Origin of the sequence: Paenibacillus sp. FSL H7-0323, assembly GCF_038002725.1 — a bacterium.
GTDB classification, from domain to species: Bacteria; Bacillota; Bacilli; order Paenibacillales; family Paenibacillaceae; genus Paenibacillus_AQ; species Paenibacillus_AQ odorifer.
In genome coordinates this window covers 3,794,128-3,807,234 of sequence record NZ_JBBODB010000001.1, presented here as the reverse complement: position 1 = coordinate 3,807,234, position 13,107 = coordinate 3,794,128, and the positions used below count along the sequence as shown (strand labels likewise).

The window sequence follows — 13,107 nt, the reverse complement described above, 5'->3', positions numbered from 1 at the left end:
TCTTATTCGTATACCTTAACTTCATTATAGAAAGTGTCACGTTCGACAGGAATTCGTCCAGCACCTTTCACTAGCCAGATCAATTCGTCGCGAGTCAGACCTTCCGGTGTTAAGGCGCCAGCCGCGTGGCTGATACGTTCTTTTAGAATTGTGCCATGCACATCTGATGCACCGAAGTTCAGCGCAACTTGAGTAAGCTGGGGGCCAATGTTAATGAAGTACGCTTTGATGTGATCGAAATTGTCCAACATCAATCTGCTGATCGCAATGGTCTTCAGATCCTCATAAGCAGAGTTGCGGCGCATGATGCCAGCGTTTTTATTCTTAGGCTGCATGGACAATGGAATGAATACCATAAAGCCATTGGTTTCGTCCTGCAAATCACGGATTTGCATCATATGGCGGATACGGTCTTCATGAGATTCAATGGAGCCGTACAGCATAGTGGTATGGGTCTTCATCCCAAGCTGATGTGCTGTCCGATGGACTTCCAGATATTCTTCCACATTAGCTTTGTCTACACGCATTTTTTTACGATATTGGTCGGATAATATCTCTGCGCCACCACCGGTGAGTGTTTTAAGTCCAGCAGCACGCAATTGTTCCAGTACCTCACGAATACTCAAACCGCTAATACGGGTGAAAAAATCAATTTCAGCGGCAGTGTAGGCTTTTAAGGTAACCTCAGGGAAACGTTCGTTCAAAGCTTTTAAAGAATCCACATAATATTGGAAGGGAACCTTGTCGTTATGGCCACCAACAATATGGAATTCGCGTACGCCTGGGTGGATATGCTGTTCGACATATTGCACCATTTCCTGACCGGAAAGGGTATAGGCTCCCTCTTCTCCATCATCTTTGCGGAAATTGCAGAATGCACAGTGCGATTCGCAAACATTGGTGAAATATAGACTCATGTTTTCGATAAAATATACCCGGTTGTGATTCTTGGCGATATTGACTTCATTCGCTAGCTGGCCAATGGTAAGTAAATCGTTGCTTTGATATAAATAAACGCCATCTTCCAAATTCAATCTTTCGCCGCTGCGAACCTTATCAATAATGTTCGCCATTCGGGCATCCGTGTGGGGGGTAAAAAGAGTAGACATATTATGATTTCCTCCTGAAAGTTTACGAGCAGATTGCTCGAAGATAAATTCCAGACGTACCCAAGTGGTAGCTGTTCATTCTAAAAAAGAAAGAGGCGAGCTTGCCTCCGTGACAAATTTCCGAATTTTTACTTAGAGTGCCTTCCCTATTATAAACCTACTCTCCTAAGGGTATCAACAGCTTGATATTGATGGTGTTTTTTGCTGTGAAGGGTCATGCCTAAGGCAGTTGTGACTTGAGGGTAACGGAATAGTCGGTTATACTGAATTTATCAAGCATAAACGTCATTGGCATCCTTATAAAGTTGATAAGCGTTTAAGCGAGAAATATAAGACATACAGAATAGGTGCAACACTTATACTTTCTTATATTTTTAAGAAATAACTTTTGGCCGGAAGGTCCCTTAAACATAAGTTTCCGCTTATGAAGGGAGACGAATTTGTAGGAGGATGAGATCATGATTAATATTAGTGAAAAGGCAGCAGAACAATTAAAGGCGATGCTTGCTGAACAAGAAGTACCGAACATGTTCCTCCGTATTGGAGTAACGCCCGGCGGTTGCAGTGGATTCTCGTACGCTATGGGCTTTGATGATAATGAAACCGATCAGGACGTATATATGGACATTCAAGACATGAAAGTGGTTGTGGAGAAGGAGAACCTTCGTTACCTGGACGGTCTCGAAATCGACTTTGAAGAATCCGGCATGACGGGTGGTTTCACCATCAACAACCCTAACGCTACTGCAACTTGCGGCTGCGGTTCAAGCTTCCGTACAGCTACGGATGCAGGGAAACCTAACGAAGAGCCTTGCTAATCACAGCAATCACGGCTCCAAGCCCCGTGTTGGATTCTAACAACACAGGCTTGGAGTTTTTTTTATTCTCAATGACAAAAATCATCACAAGGAGTTCGGAAATGGAAATGGAAATCAGAAAATTAAAAGCTGGTGAACAGCCTCCATTAGAATTACTTCTATTAGCAGATCCTTCGGAGAGCTTAGTTAACGGATATTTACAAAGAGGGTTATGTTGTGTGGCTGAGGTGGATAACAGCATCATCGGAGTCTACGTTGTGCTGCAGACAAGACCGGAGACTGTAGAAATCGTAAATATCGCCGTCGACGAAAATAAACACGGGCAAGGAATAGGTAAGCAGCTGCTGAACCATGCGATTCAGAATGCCAAGCTGCTTGGGGTAAAAACCATTGAAATTGGCACAGGAAATTCGAGCGTTGGACAATTGGCACTTTATCAGAAATGTGGATTCAGAATCACCGGCATTGATAGAGATTTTTTTATTAGGCATTACAGTGAAGAAATCTTTGAAAATGGGATTCAAGTCATAGATATGATACGCCTGTCGCTGGATTTATGAGTAATAGGGGAGTTTCTCAGAAGCCATTTAATGGGCGCTGGGGTAGCTCTTTATTCTTTTACATAGGAAGCAAACGATATATCGCTAACCATGTATCACGAACGATATATCGCTAACCATGTATCGCAAGCCAGGTATCGGACATAGAGGACCCTAAACGCCGCATTTTTCCATATTTGTGGTGCCAACGGATCGAATTGCTGCTATTGCTATGAAAATCAGTAAATATGAAGCTCTTTCTAAGCGATAGTGTCACTGGTCCGAAACCACGCCTCAAAGGTTGAAAATCTGCAAATAACGTCATCTGGGTCCGAAATGCTCATGGGTTAACGACACTGTTGAAGCAGATAGCTATTGTTTAAAAACACAGAGCAGCGATTCTCCACATAACTGGAGAATCGCTGCTCTGTTGTTTTTTGCGATGGTCGGACCGTCTGTGCATAGAAATAAGCTGTTTATAGGCAGTCCCTGCGTACATTAGGCTGGAATAATAAACTTGTAATTAATCATAAATACGATGAGTGCTGCAGCTCCAAGGGAGAAGGCGATACAGCCCGTACCCAGTGCTCTGCGTTTGTCTTTAATAAATTTAAAGCCAATGGCGCAGATCAGTATAGTCGTTCCAGCCAATACAATGGACATCCCAAGCATAGCCACCCAATATAAAACCTCAAAAAACTGTGCCATTCTGAGCCCTCCCCGCGCTGTGCTTTTTAGTGATTCTGTTAGTACTCACTATAATAGTAGAAATTGAAAATGTAACCGCTATTAATAATACAACGATTTTGAAGATTATTCTAGTTATAGTGAACTCATCCATTAAGATATTGATGTCGAATTTCTTGAGAACTGAATCTACAAAATCCGCGGTTGTACCCTGTCGCTGTCGACTGATGCTGTGCTAAACACTAAGCCCTTTTTGCTAAGAGCGGCATCTTACACGGACAATCATACAAGAGGGCGAGACCTTCTCTGAGTAATGTATAGGGTAGGCTGGATTGTGAAGGGAGGGAAAGGACGATGGCAGGAAGACAATTGGCCAGTAAGTGGCTGAAGACAGAGGCGTTGCTGACCGACGCTCGGGTTGCACCCTATATCCCAATGACGAGGGGGTACAGGGCAGAAACGCTCCTGGCAATGCTTCGTAGATATGGAAATGTTGTCATTAAACCTATTGTGGGTGGCGGAGGTTACGGTGTAATCAAAGTTTTTCGGGATAGTCGCGGTTATGGATTCACCTATATGGACAGAACTCGAATTTACAAGGATTTTGGATCCATGAGACGTGCGCTTAATACTGTGAAGGCAAGACGCAGATATTTGATTCAACAAGGGATTTCCCTGGCGAGAATCGGTGGACGGCCTATTGATTATCGGGTCAAAGTAGTTAAGAATGGTGAGGTTTGGGAATTTCGCTCCATGGTAGGGAGATTGGCTCGGCCAGGTCTGTTCGTAACCAATCTTTGTAAAGGGGGAACGATGCTATCATGTCGTGAAGGACTTCGTAGATCGTTGCCGCGGATTAAAGCTTCAGCGAAGAAAGCAGAAATGCGGAGACTAACCCATGTATGTATCGGAATTATGGAACGGCATTTTCCGGGAATAGGTGAGCTGGGCTTTGATTATGCTGTGGATTATTCGGGGAAAATATGGATTTTGGAGGTTAATACAAGACCTCAATAAATTAACAATTATTTTAAGAATTGACGATAATAGAGTAGTAAGATAAAATTGCGTTTAGTTGCGTTCTTTTGGGGTAAATAACATTGTAATTTATTTACAATAAAAATATATTTTTTGCTTTATACAAGTGGTTCAATCCTGTGTATAACTATTATCCCCATAGTCCACTGTGTAGCTAGTACCTTTATAACGCTTACACACATTTTATACACAGGATTTCCACATGTACTTGTGGATAACGCGAACGCTTGTTCGAAAAATGATAGTTTGATATGATAGATTCAGATCCAAATAAAGGAAAGGTAGATGAAGTTTATGGTTGAATTGTCGGATGAGATGCTGCTTGACTCTTACCATAGAGCAATAGAGCTGCAACTAGAGCATGATTTCATCGCTCTTCTACTCGTTGAAATTCGCAAACGAAACTTACACTCTCCAGTACATGCGGTTCTTCATTAAAAAGCGCAAAGGATAACTTTGTAGCAGGCTACATATATAAAACCGCGAGGCACAAACAAACATAAAAGGGTATCCTCACAGGCTGTTATTAACAGGTCTGTAAGAATACCCTTTTTTATTGTGTTAATAGATTTAGAGTTTCATATTACTGCTGTGACCCGGTGATAGCTTCGCTTCTGGATCAATGTACACCTTAGCATTATTCACAGCCGTTGGAGCTTCGCCAAATCCTACAGCAATCAGCTTCAGCTTACCAGGATAAGTTGTGATATCGCCGGCAGCAAAAATGCCTGGAATGCTTGTTTCCATACGGGAGTCAACAACAATGGAGTTCCCCTCAATATCAATACCCCATTCGGCAATAGGACCTAGGGAAGAGATGAATCCGAAGTTAACAATAACGCTGTCCACTTCAATTTCTTGAGTTTCTTTGGTCTTGATATTTGACAATGTAACCTTGGTAATGAACTCATCACCATGCAGCTCTGTAATTTCAGTAGGGGTAACTACGTTAACCTTGGAAGCCATCAGGTTCTCAACGCTATGTTCATGCGCACGGAATTTATCCCGGCGGTGAATCAGGGTTACCTGTTCAGCGATGGGTTCCAGCATGAGCGCCCAGTCAACTGCAGAGTCACCGCCACCGCTGATCAGAACTTTTTTATCTTTAAAGGCATTTAAATCATTTACAAAATAATGGAGGTTTGCTTTTTCAAAACGTCCAGCGTTGGGTAATTCCAAACGACGAGGTTCAAATGCACCTACACCAGCTGTAATGATGATCGCCTTACTGTGGTATTCGGCTACATCGGTTGTAACCACAAAATGACGTTCGTCCCGTTTTTGAACAGAAATCACTTTCTCCTCCAGCCGGATATTGGATTGGAACATATCCATTTGCCGAGACAGGTTGTCGACCAATTCTTGTGCTGTTACTTTTGGAAAACCTGCCACATCATAAATGTATTTTTCTGGATAAAGGGCAGCAAGTTGTCCCCCCAATTGGGGCATACTTTCAATAAGGGTTACTGATGCCTGACGCATTCCGCCGTAAAATGCGGCAAACATGCCAGCTGGCCCGCCACCTATGATTAAAAGGTCGCTCATAGGAACGCTGGATTGCTCTTGGGTCACGGGATATTACACCTCCGAGTTGATATATTCATTTTGCCATACTTGTGTACCTACTTATTATAATCATTGTGACACATACCTGCAAAGAAAGACTTTAGAAGTCAATAAAAGTGTGACGTTTTTTAGTATTTTAATGTTTGATTAATGCTACACTAAGGTTTACAATGGATATGGTCAATTTAGAAATGCTTCAAGTTTGATTGGAATTTCTTCTAAATATAAGTGTATAAATTCACAAAAAGGACCGTACATTGTTTTAATAAAAAATACAAAGACAGATTTACCTCTTGGAAGGAGCCGGAACATGAGTAGTATTCCCAAAATCGTTATCTTAGGCGCGGGCTATGGGGGTATTTTGACCGCACAGCGCTTGCAGAAGGCTTTGAATTATAATGAAGCGGATGTCACGCTTGTAAACCGTCACGAGTACCACTATTTTACTACCCATCTACATATGCCTGCGGCGGGTACGGACAGTATTGAACACACTCGGGTGTCCATTTCGAAACTAATCGATGAATTCAAGATCGACCTCGTGAAGTCATCTGTTCAGGAAATTCGTACTCAGCAGAAAAAGATTATTTTGGAGGATGGTACCCTATCGTACGATTATCTTGTCATTGCTTTAGGTGGAGAGCCTGAAACATTTGGTATTCCTGGACTTGATAAATACGCACTGACAATCCGGAGCATCAATTCCGTTCGTTTAATCCGCGAGCATATTGAATATCAATTCGCTAAGTACAAGAACGAGAACAATGCTCAGGAGCATATTAATTTTGTTGTCGGTGGTGCCGGCTTTAGCGGTATCGAATTTGTAGCTGAATTAGCTGACCGTATCCCTGGACTGTGTAAAGAATATGACGTTGATCCAAGTATGGTTAATATATATAACATAGAGGCTGCTCCGACAGCACTGCCTGGTTTTGCTCCTGAGCTTGTTGAGTATGCGATGGACTTGCTCACCAAAAAGGGAGTTACCTTCAAGATGGGTGTTGCGATCAAGGAGTGTCTGCCAAACGGGGTAATTCTGGCATCAGGCGAAGAAATCAAAGCCTCCACAATTATTTGGACAGGCGGAATCCGTGGCAATCGTCTTATTGAGGCTGCCGGATTTGAAGCTATGCGTGGGCGCGTGAAGGTAGATGAATATCTACGTGCACCGGGCCAAGAGAATATCTTCATTATTGGTGATGGCTCCCTTATGATTAATCCGGAAGGACGCCCTTACCCGCCAACCGCTCAGATTGCTATGCAGCAGGGTGAATGCTGTGCGCATAATTTGGTGGCGGCAATCCGCAATCAACAGCCGAAGAAATTCGCATTCAGCAATAAAGGAACCGTAGCTTCCCTAGGCAAAGGCCAAGGAATCGCTGTAGTAGGCAGCAAAACTTACAAGGGCTGGACTGCAGCTCAGTTGAAAAAAGTTGTAGATATGCGCTACTTGTTCATTATCGGCGGAATTCCGCTGGTTCTGAAAAAAGGAAGATTCTTATAAGATGCGCCATTGCAGCGTACAGGTACGCGGACTGCTGACTCGTGAAGAATTGGACCGTTATAACGGACTGATAGAGGTTGGATCTTATCTGGAGGATCAGAACCAGTATGATCTGGCTTATATCGTTCAGAAGGAAATTGATCTGCTCATTCTCCCTGGTATCGAACGCCTGAAGGATAAAGGGCGCGCTCGGGATCGGGCCACGGCTGAATATCTGGAAAGTTTACGTGAAGATGATGAGGATAACGAAGATGAGGATTCAGGAACTTCGGTGTCTTAATCTAATCATATGGCAGTTAAAAAGGGTGTGTCTCCATGCGAACTGGAGACACACCCTTTTTTTGTTGTTACAGCTTGAGCATTTCTTCAAAAGATTCTTCAGTCAGCAGATTGCCGACATAAAAAGGTCCGAATTCGCCGTAGCGAGCACTTACTTCGTCAAAACGCATTTCGTATACCAGCTTTTTGAATTGCAGTGCATCTTCAGCGAACAGAGTCACGCCCCATTCCCAGTCATCAAAACCGACGGAGCCGGTGATAATTTGCTTCACTTTACCTGCATATGAACGTCCAATTAACCCGTGTGAAGCCATGAGCTCCCGGCGTTTGTCCATATCAAGCATGTACCAGTTATCGGCAAGCTCGCGTTTTTTGTTCATAGGGTAGAAACAGATGTGTTTCGCTTGCGGTAAAATAGGCTTTAGACGTGCGGCAACATGCGGATTCTGCATAGGGTCGCTACCGTCGCTGCCACTGCCGCCAGCAGCGTAGTTGCTTAATTCAACAATACTTACATATGAATAAGCTTTGGTTGTATATTGAGCAAAAGCGATTTTGTTAAAGGCGGTCTCAAGCTGGTTCAAAGCTTCTAGGCTTTCGCGCAAAAACATCATTACAAAATCGGCCTTTTGGCCCACTATGGAGTATACTGCGGTGCTGCCTTCTTTAGCTTCCTCAACAGGGCTCCATTCCTGCATAAAAGCATGTAGTTCTTCCAGGGCAACGGCACGTTCTTCATCATCTGCTGCCGTCCAAGCGGTCCAGTTCAGAGAGCGGAAGTCATGCAGTGCATACCAGCCTTCCAGTGTCAAAGCGGCTTCGATCATGATCTCACTCCTTAAAAGTTTTACGAAGCATAAGCCTCGCCCAAAATAACATCGCGTAAAACTTGCTTCGAAAGCATACGCTTAGTTTTACGAAGCATAAGCCTCGCCCAAAATAACATCGCGTAAAACTCGCAATTGAAGCATAAACTTAGTCTTACGAAGCATCTGCTTCATAGGCTATGTATGATCTGATTAATCTACTTGCATTGTATCGCAATCAAGCCGCCAAGAGCAAACGGAGGCATCCTCTAAGTGTGCGAATTAGTGCGTGAATTTGAATAAAGTTCATTGCTTCGTGACATTTTTTCTAGTAAACTTACTACTAGCTTGTAAAAGATGTGCGCTTCTTTATAGAAAGGGGTGGAGACGGTAAGATGGGATTTATTCCAGTGTTTATCCTAGCCGTTTTATTCTTTGTGATGATGTTTGGTATCGGCTTTATTCTTAACATGTTAATGAAGACAACCTGGTTTCCCGCTTATCTATTCGTACTTATTATTCTACCCGTCGTAATCTATTCTATTTGGGATAGAAACGCGATGTCGCTCTGGGAGCATCTCTCCAGTTTCCACTTTGTTGATTATCTTACAGGTGTCGCTGGTCTTGCAGGTGCTATACTTAGTGGATGGACCATTCAAAAGCTGCGCTTTGGCGGTTACAAGATGTTTTAAAGATTTGAAAGAGCCTATGTTATGAATCAGTCTTATATTTCTGCGAGAAACGGGATACCTTCCTCTTTAGAGGACGGCGAAGCCGTTTCTTCTTGTTTAATAGAGGTAGTTATTCGTAAGAAGAAGTTGATTATATTGCGAAAAGAGTCGAAATTGGGATTTTATTTACATTTTCGCTATGTTAATTTGTGATAGAATAGAATCCTGTATGAATTCGTGTAAACAAGGGGGTATCCGTAGATGCGGATGAGTAACTTACATCATTTCACCGAACATCATCGGTACTGCGTTTCCCGCGAATTTGGTCTTAGTGTTATAGATGGACGTATGCTTAGCTCTGTATATCAACCTATGGTAGGAGCCTTTGCAATCAGTTTCTATCGCTTGCTGGTTGAACATGTGCCAGCAGATAGCATTGGCTATTCTGGAGTGGAGCAACAGCGCAGGCTATTTATGACTTTGGGTGTTGAACCCAATGAGAAAGGCCGCAAATATTTAATTGATCAGGCTTCCCGGTTAGAAGCAGTGGGTCTGTTGCAGACCTGTCGAATCTATGTGCCGGAAACAGATGATTATTTATATGAATATGAGCTAATGCCGCCGCTATCGCCAGCCGACTTTTTTGCCACTCAGCATTTAACCTTGCTGTTACGTGATAAGATTGGCAAATTTGCTGTGCTGTCCTTACGGGAACAGTTCTGGAATCGCGAGCCGGAAGAGTGGAGTCGCAGATCTATAGGCAAAGAGAATATTTCCGTGCCTTTTTATGATATTTTTCAACTTAATACACATGTCATTGATTATGAGCTGGAGCAAGCTTTGGCAGAGGTAGCCTCTGTTCGACAGCCCGGCACGCTTGAATCCGGAGAGCAGGCAATCGGATATAGTGACATTATTTTGCGTTTTCCACGGGAGTCTGTGAATCGGGCTCATGTAGAAAAACTGCGCTTTGACCATACTCAAATGGGTGTAATTAACTATGTTGCTCATAAATACGAACTGAGTCCGCAGGATTTATGTCGTTTGCTGGATGAGGATGGAGTGTTCTCACCGGAGGGCGAGGTCATGCTGGATGCGTTGCAATATAAAGCGAGCCAACATTTCAGGCAAGATATGAAACGACAGGAAAAACGTGAAATTGCAGCTGCGAAAGTTGTTTCTATCCGGTCCAGTGCGACCGAAGAGAATGATGATTCTATAGCACCACCAGAGCAATCAGTAGAGATGGAGTTTTATGTAGAAGTACCGCCACAATTTTTGTCCAAGTGTGACATTCACCAATATAATATGATGCTGCGAAACGAACCTTATACAAGACTGCTACAAACCTTTTTCCCGGGTGCAGTACCCAGCCATCTGATGGATATGTTCGAGAAAATAGATCTGAACTATAAGCTGAGCGGTGAAGTAATTAATGTACTCATTCATTATTTAATGACTATGGTAGCCTCGGGTGGAGAACAGCGGATGAACCGCAATTTTGTAGAGGCTATCGCCTCCAATATGCTGGTTAAACAAGTGAACACCTACGAGAAGGCTGTAAGATATATTAGAGATCAGTCCAAAGTGAAGGGCAAGGGGACAACGGCTAATACGGCTGGAGGAACACGATCACGTTCTTATGCCAAAAATACAGGTCGATCCAATAAACCGGAAATTCCGATTGTGCTGGATGATGGAAGTGCCGGAACAGTATCGGAAGAGGAATTCGCGGCGATGATGAAGAAAGCGGCAGAAATTAAGGCTAGTAAGAAAAAAGGCGTATCGCAAACGCCTTAATGAAAGAGAGGTGGAACAATGGAGTCTATGGGCGATGTACTTCGTTCGATCAACAATCCAACTCTACGGCAGCGTCAACGCGATCTTGAACAGGGGTTATTCAATCATCCACTTGTGAAGGCATTACAGTCCGAACATCCTGAACTGGACGAATCACGACTGCGGCTTCATATGAGTCGCCTGTATCAATATGTAGAGGAAAGCCGAAACTGTGCGAACTGCCCAGGACTAGAGAAGTGTCCAAATGATTTTCCTGGCCATTATAGTAAACTAACGGTAGAAACTGTGAATGGTTCAGTGGATCTATATGAACGCAAGACGGCATGCCGGCTTAAAGTGGCACAAGATAATCAGGATAACATCCGCAAACGTATTCGTAGCTTTTATGTGGACGAGCGTGTACTTAACGGCGGTTATGATGAGATAGATATTATGGGCAAAGACCCGCGCCGGGTCTCGGCTGTGAATAAAATATTTGATTATATCACGAATGTTAAAGAGGAAGGCCTGACTTCACGCGGCATTTATTTACATGGCTCTTTCGGAACAGGCAAAACTTTTTTGATGTGTTATTTGCTGCATGAGCTTGCTGTTGCTGGATATACCGGAGTGATCGTATACATGCCAGACTTTATAGAGGACTTGAAATCGATCATGATGGATGGCCAGAAGATGAAGGAAACTGTCGATACAATGAAAAACTGCGATTTACTTATTTTTGATGACATTGGTGCGGAAAATTTGAATCCTTGGGCTCGTGATCATGTACTTGGGGCGATCTTGAATTATCGGATGAACCGCAAACCAACCTTCTACACCTCGAATTATCCGTTGGATGGCTTGGAGAAACATCTTAGCTTTACGAGCAAAGATGGTGAAGAGGTCTATAAAGGCCAACGACTAATGGATCGCATTGCTCCTTTTGTGGATGTTCTTCCACTGCATGGGGAGAATCAAAGAGGGGCCAATAGATAAGCCTGGAATATTCATAATGTAAAATTCAAAAGAGCAGTGATTCCTCTTTTATTGGAGGATCGCTGCTCTTCGTTTTTTTAGTTATTCGAACTCAAACGCCGCTTTTTCCCTGCTACGAAGCAGGATCGTCTTAAGTCCTGATTGTTTTTCACTTGTTCAAACACACTTTCGGGTTGCAGCATCTGGCGGGCATACTGAATCTGATCGATAATTAGGGAAAGTCTCCCTAAAAATGAACTGATTCGTCAGCGAAAACAGATATTCTCCCGATTATTAGGGAGGAATTCCCTGATTCCGTTCATTTATAGCAAATATCAGCTATAATCAGGGAGGTTTTCCCTCATTATTCCAAAAAAAGAAGCCGCCCCATAAGTAGCATTCACTACTTTTGAGACAGCTTCTTTTTATTGTGCGATGATTCCTTTACTCCGAGAGAATAAACTTAAGGATGACCATTCCGAAAAAGACAACCGTCATAAACGTGGTCATTCCGAAAAATCCGGTCATTAAATCCCCAAGATCATTGCGGGGTTCTTCGTTGATATGTTCTCGTGGGTCCCGTACTTGCGCGTTAACATCCATAGTTTCTGCCTCCTTACAGGGACAAGCCCTGTATTATTAGATGCAAATTGACATTAGTTTATGAAATAAGTCATTGACAATTAATGCGCTTTCTTTAAGTATACCGAAATGCTGGGGAGGTTGTAAAGAAAAGAGTACGCAAAAAAAATACATTGAAGGCAATATAATTGCGAGTGATATTTCACATATCCCATAAAGATATGTTATACTTGTAATGTGTCGGTAAGTGGTAATTTGGTTATCATATTACATGAAACAATTTATTAACTCATATTTCGGAGCAGCTTCCATGAACTAAGCTTTGGCTTAAGATGTGCGTAATGCTTCGCAAAACTTAAAGGAGGAACAATATCATGGCTATCGTGAACGTGTCTGACCAATCCTTCAGTAACGAAGTGGAAGGTCAAGGTACTGTAGTAGTAGACTTCTGGGCTCCTTGGTGTGGTCCTTGTAAAATGCTCGCTCCAATCTTGGATGAATTGTCCACAGAGCTCGGAGACGACGTGAAAATTGCAAAATTGAATGTGGATGAGAATCCGGAAACGGCTTCCCGTTTTGGTGTTATGAGTATCCCAACTCTGATCTTCTTCAAAGATGGTCAACCGGTAGATAAAGTTGTGGGACTGAACTCCAAAGAATCCCTGAAAAATATCGTAGCAAAACATCAATAATTGATAGATGCTACTGTTCGGGCCTCGGCCCTGCCACTCAGCGCCTTCGGTTCATTCCGGAG

The 13,107-nt window shown here is 43.0% G+C and carries 15 protein-coding genes; 10 read left to right on the top strand and 5 right to left on the bottom strand.

Features of this window, described 5'->3' with window-relative positions:
- Positions 1-2: 2 nt before the first annotated feature.
- On the bottom strand, positions 3-1,109 hold the full coding sequence (mqnE, locus tag MHH89_RS17265; RefSeq protein WP_036685236.1) for an aminofutalosine synthase MqnE: 1,107 nt from the start codon (positions 1,107-1,109) through the stop codon (positions 3-5).
- Positions 1,110-1,567: 458 nt separating this feature from the next.
- On the opposite strand from mqnE, the gene MHH89_RS17260 reads away from it, so the two are divergent.
- Both MHH89_RS17260 and MHH89_RS17255 read left to right on the top strand, forming a co-directional pair.
- Positions 1,568-1,927 (top strand): HesB/IscA family protein, encoded by a 360-nt coding sequence (locus MHH89_RS17260; protein ID WP_036685235.1) that lies wholly within the window; start codon positions 1,568-1,570, stop codon positions 1,925-1,927.
- 107 nt (positions 1,928-2,034) lie between these two features.
- Positions 2,035-2,487 carry a GNAT family N-acetyltransferase gene (locus tag MHH89_RS17255; RefSeq protein ID WP_341088816.1) on the top strand — a complete coding sequence of 151 codons (453 nt, stop codon included), beginning with the start codon at positions 2,035-2,037 and terminating at the stop codon, positions 2,485-2,487.
- A 477-nt stretch (positions 2,488-2,964) separates the two neighbouring features.
- Here the strand turns inward: MHH89_RS17255 and MHH89_RS17250 are convergent, their stop codons facing one another.
- Positions 2,965-3,174 (bottom strand): hypothetical protein, encoded by a 210-nt coding sequence (locus tag MHH89_RS17250; protein ID WP_036685233.1) that lies wholly within the window; start codon positions 3,172-3,174, stop codon positions 2,965-2,967.
- A 333-nt stretch (positions 3,175-3,507) separates the two neighbouring features.
- Between MHH89_RS17250 and MHH89_RS17245 the strand changes: the two genes are divergently transcribed.
- Both MHH89_RS17245 and MHH89_RS17240 read left to right on the top strand, forming a co-directional pair.
- Complete coding sequence (locus MHH89_RS17245; RefSeq protein ID WP_076127972.1) at positions 3,508-4,170, top strand: YheC/YheD family protein; 663 nt, start codon at positions 3,508-3,510, stop codon at positions 4,168-4,170.
- Between the two features lie 315 nt (positions 4,171-4,485).
- Positions 4,486-4,629, top strand: coding sequence for a sporulation histidine kinase inhibitor Sda (locus tag MHH89_RS17240; RefSeq protein ID WP_036685584.1), 144 nt, complete (start codon positions 4,486-4,488; stop codon positions 4,627-4,629).
- A gap of 132 nt (positions 4,630-4,761) precedes the next feature.
- Here MHH89_RS17240 and MHH89_RS17235 read toward each other — a convergent pair whose 3' ends face one another.
- Positions 4,762-5,736 carry an NAD(P)/FAD-dependent oxidoreductase gene (locus MHH89_RS17235; protein ID WP_076128050.1) on the bottom strand — a complete coding sequence of 325 codons (975 nt, stop codon included), beginning with the start codon at positions 5,734-5,736 and terminating at the stop codon, positions 4,762-4,764.
- A gap of 331 nt (positions 5,737-6,067) precedes the next feature.
- Between MHH89_RS17235 and MHH89_RS17230 the strand changes: the two genes are divergently transcribed.
- Together MHH89_RS17230 and MHH89_RS17225 are read left to right on the top strand one after the other, a co-directional pair.
- Positions 6,068-7,261, top strand: a complete 1,194-nt coding sequence (locus MHH89_RS17230; RefSeq protein WP_076127970.1) for an NAD(P)/FAD-dependent oxidoreductase — start codon at positions 6,068-6,070, stop codon at positions 7,259-7,261.
- A gap of 1 nt (position 7,262) precedes the next feature.
- Positions 7,263-7,541 (top strand): hypothetical protein, encoded by a 279-nt coding sequence (locus MHH89_RS17225; protein ID WP_036685228.1) that lies wholly within the window; start codon positions 7,263-7,265, stop codon positions 7,539-7,541.
- A 67-nt stretch (positions 7,542-7,608) separates the two neighbouring features.
- On the opposite strand, the gene hemQ is transcribed toward MHH89_RS17225, so the two are convergent.
- The gene (hemQ, locus tag MHH89_RS17220) at positions 7,609-8,367 is read right to left on the bottom strand and encodes a hydrogen peroxide-dependent heme synthase (protein ID WP_036685226.1); all 759 of its coding nucleotides are present in this window, start codon (positions 8,365-8,367) and stop codon (positions 7,609-7,611) included.
- Between the two features lie 374 nt (positions 8,368-8,741).
- On the opposite strand from hemQ, the gene MHH89_RS17215 reads away from it, so the two are divergent.
- From MHH89_RS17215 to dnaI, 3 genes are all read left to right on the top strand, one after another.
- Positions 8,742-9,038 carry a YuiB family protein gene (locus tag MHH89_RS17215; protein WP_036685224.1) on the top strand — a complete coding sequence of 99 codons (297 nt, stop codon included), beginning with the start codon at positions 8,742-8,744 and terminating at the stop codon, positions 9,036-9,038.
- Between the two features lie 240 nt (positions 9,039-9,278).
- Positions 9,279-10,817: a DnaD domain protein gene (locus MHH89_RS17210; protein ID WP_076184760.1), complete on the top strand. Its 1,539-nt coding sequence runs from the start codon at positions 9,279-9,281 to the stop codon at positions 10,815-10,817.
- A gap of 18 nt (positions 10,818-10,835) precedes the next feature.
- Positions 10,836-11,792, top strand: a complete 957-nt coding sequence (gene dnaI, locus MHH89_RS17205; RefSeq protein ID WP_076134190.1) for a primosomal protein DnaI — start codon at positions 10,836-10,838, stop codon at positions 11,790-11,792.
- A gap of 423 nt (positions 11,793-12,215) precedes the next feature.
- Here the strand turns inward: dnaI and MHH89_RS17200 are convergent, their stop codons facing one another.
- Entirely contained in the window at positions 12,216-12,374 is a 159-nt protein-coding gene (locus MHH89_RS17200) for a YqzM family protein (RefSeq protein ID WP_094902239.1), read from the bottom strand.
- A 353-nt stretch (positions 12,375-12,727) separates the two neighbouring features.
- On the opposite strand from MHH89_RS17200, the gene trxA reads away from it, so the two are divergent.
- Entirely contained in the window at positions 12,728-13,045 is a 318-nt protein-coding gene (gene trxA / locus MHH89_RS17195; RefSeq protein WP_036679814.1) for a thioredoxin, read from the top strand.
- The last annotated feature ends 62 nt before the right edge of the window (positions 13,046-13,107 follow it).

What these genes read in the sequence shown, in the direction of transcription:
- MHH89_RS17225 (WP_036685228.1), top strand. Translation starts at nt 7,263, where the DNA reads ATGCGCCATTGCAGCGTACAGGTACGCGGACTGCTGACTCGTGAAGAA.
- mqnE (WP_036685236.1), bottom strand. Translation starts at nt 1,109, where the DNA reads ATGTCTACTCTTTTTACCCCCCACACGGATGCCCGAATGGCGAACATT.
- MHH89_RS17235 (WP_076128050.1), bottom strand. Translation starts at nt 5,736, where the DNA reads ATGAGCGACCTTTTAATCATAGGTGGCGGGCCAGCTGGCATGTTTGCC.
- MHH89_RS17260 (WP_036685235.1), top strand. Translation starts at nt 1,568, where the DNA reads ATGATTAATATTAGTGAAAAGGCAGCAGAACAATTAAAGGCGATGCTT.
- MHH89_RS17255 (WP_341088816.1), top strand. Translation starts at nt 2,035, where the DNA reads ATGGAAATCAGAAAATTAAAAGCTGGTGAACAGCCTCCATTAGAATTA.
- dnaI (WP_076134190.1), top strand. Translation starts at nt 10,836, where the DNA reads ATGGAGTCTATGGGCGATGTACTTCGTTCGATCAACAATCCAACTCTA.
- hemQ (WP_036685226.1), bottom strand. Translation starts at nt 8,367, where the DNA reads ATGATCGAAGCCGCTTTGACACTGGAAGGCTGGTATGCACTGCATGAC.
- MHH89_RS17200 (WP_094902239.1), bottom strand. Translation starts at nt 12,374, where the DNA reads ATGGATGTTAACGCGCAAGTACGGGACCCACGAGAACATATCAACGAA.
- MHH89_RS17230 (WP_076127970.1), top strand. Translation starts at nt 6,068, where the DNA reads ATGAGTAGTATTCCCAAAATCGTTATCTTAGGCGCGGGCTATGGGGGT.
- trxA (WP_036679814.1), top strand. Translation starts at nt 12,728, where the DNA reads ATGGCTATCGTGAACGTGTCTGACCAATCCTTCAGTAACGAAGTGGAA.
- MHH89_RS17245 (WP_076127972.1), top strand. Translation starts at nt 3,508, where the DNA reads ATGGCAGGAAGACAATTGGCCAGTAAGTGGCTGAAGACAGAGGCGTTG.
- MHH89_RS17240 (WP_036685584.1), top strand. Translation starts at nt 4,486, where the DNA reads ATGGTTGAATTGTCGGATGAGATGCTGCTTGACTCTTACCATAGAGCA.
- MHH89_RS17215 (WP_036685224.1), top strand. Translation starts at nt 8,742, where the DNA reads ATGGGATTTATTCCAGTGTTTATCCTAGCCGTTTTATTCTTTGTGATG.
- MHH89_RS17210 (WP_076184760.1), top strand. Translation starts at nt 9,279, where the DNA reads ATGCGGATGAGTAACTTACATCATTTCACCGAACATCATCGGTACTGC.
- MHH89_RS17250 (WP_036685233.1), bottom strand. Translation starts at nt 3,174, where the DNA reads ATGGCACAGTTTTTTGAGGTTTTATATTGGGTGGCTATGCTTGGGATG.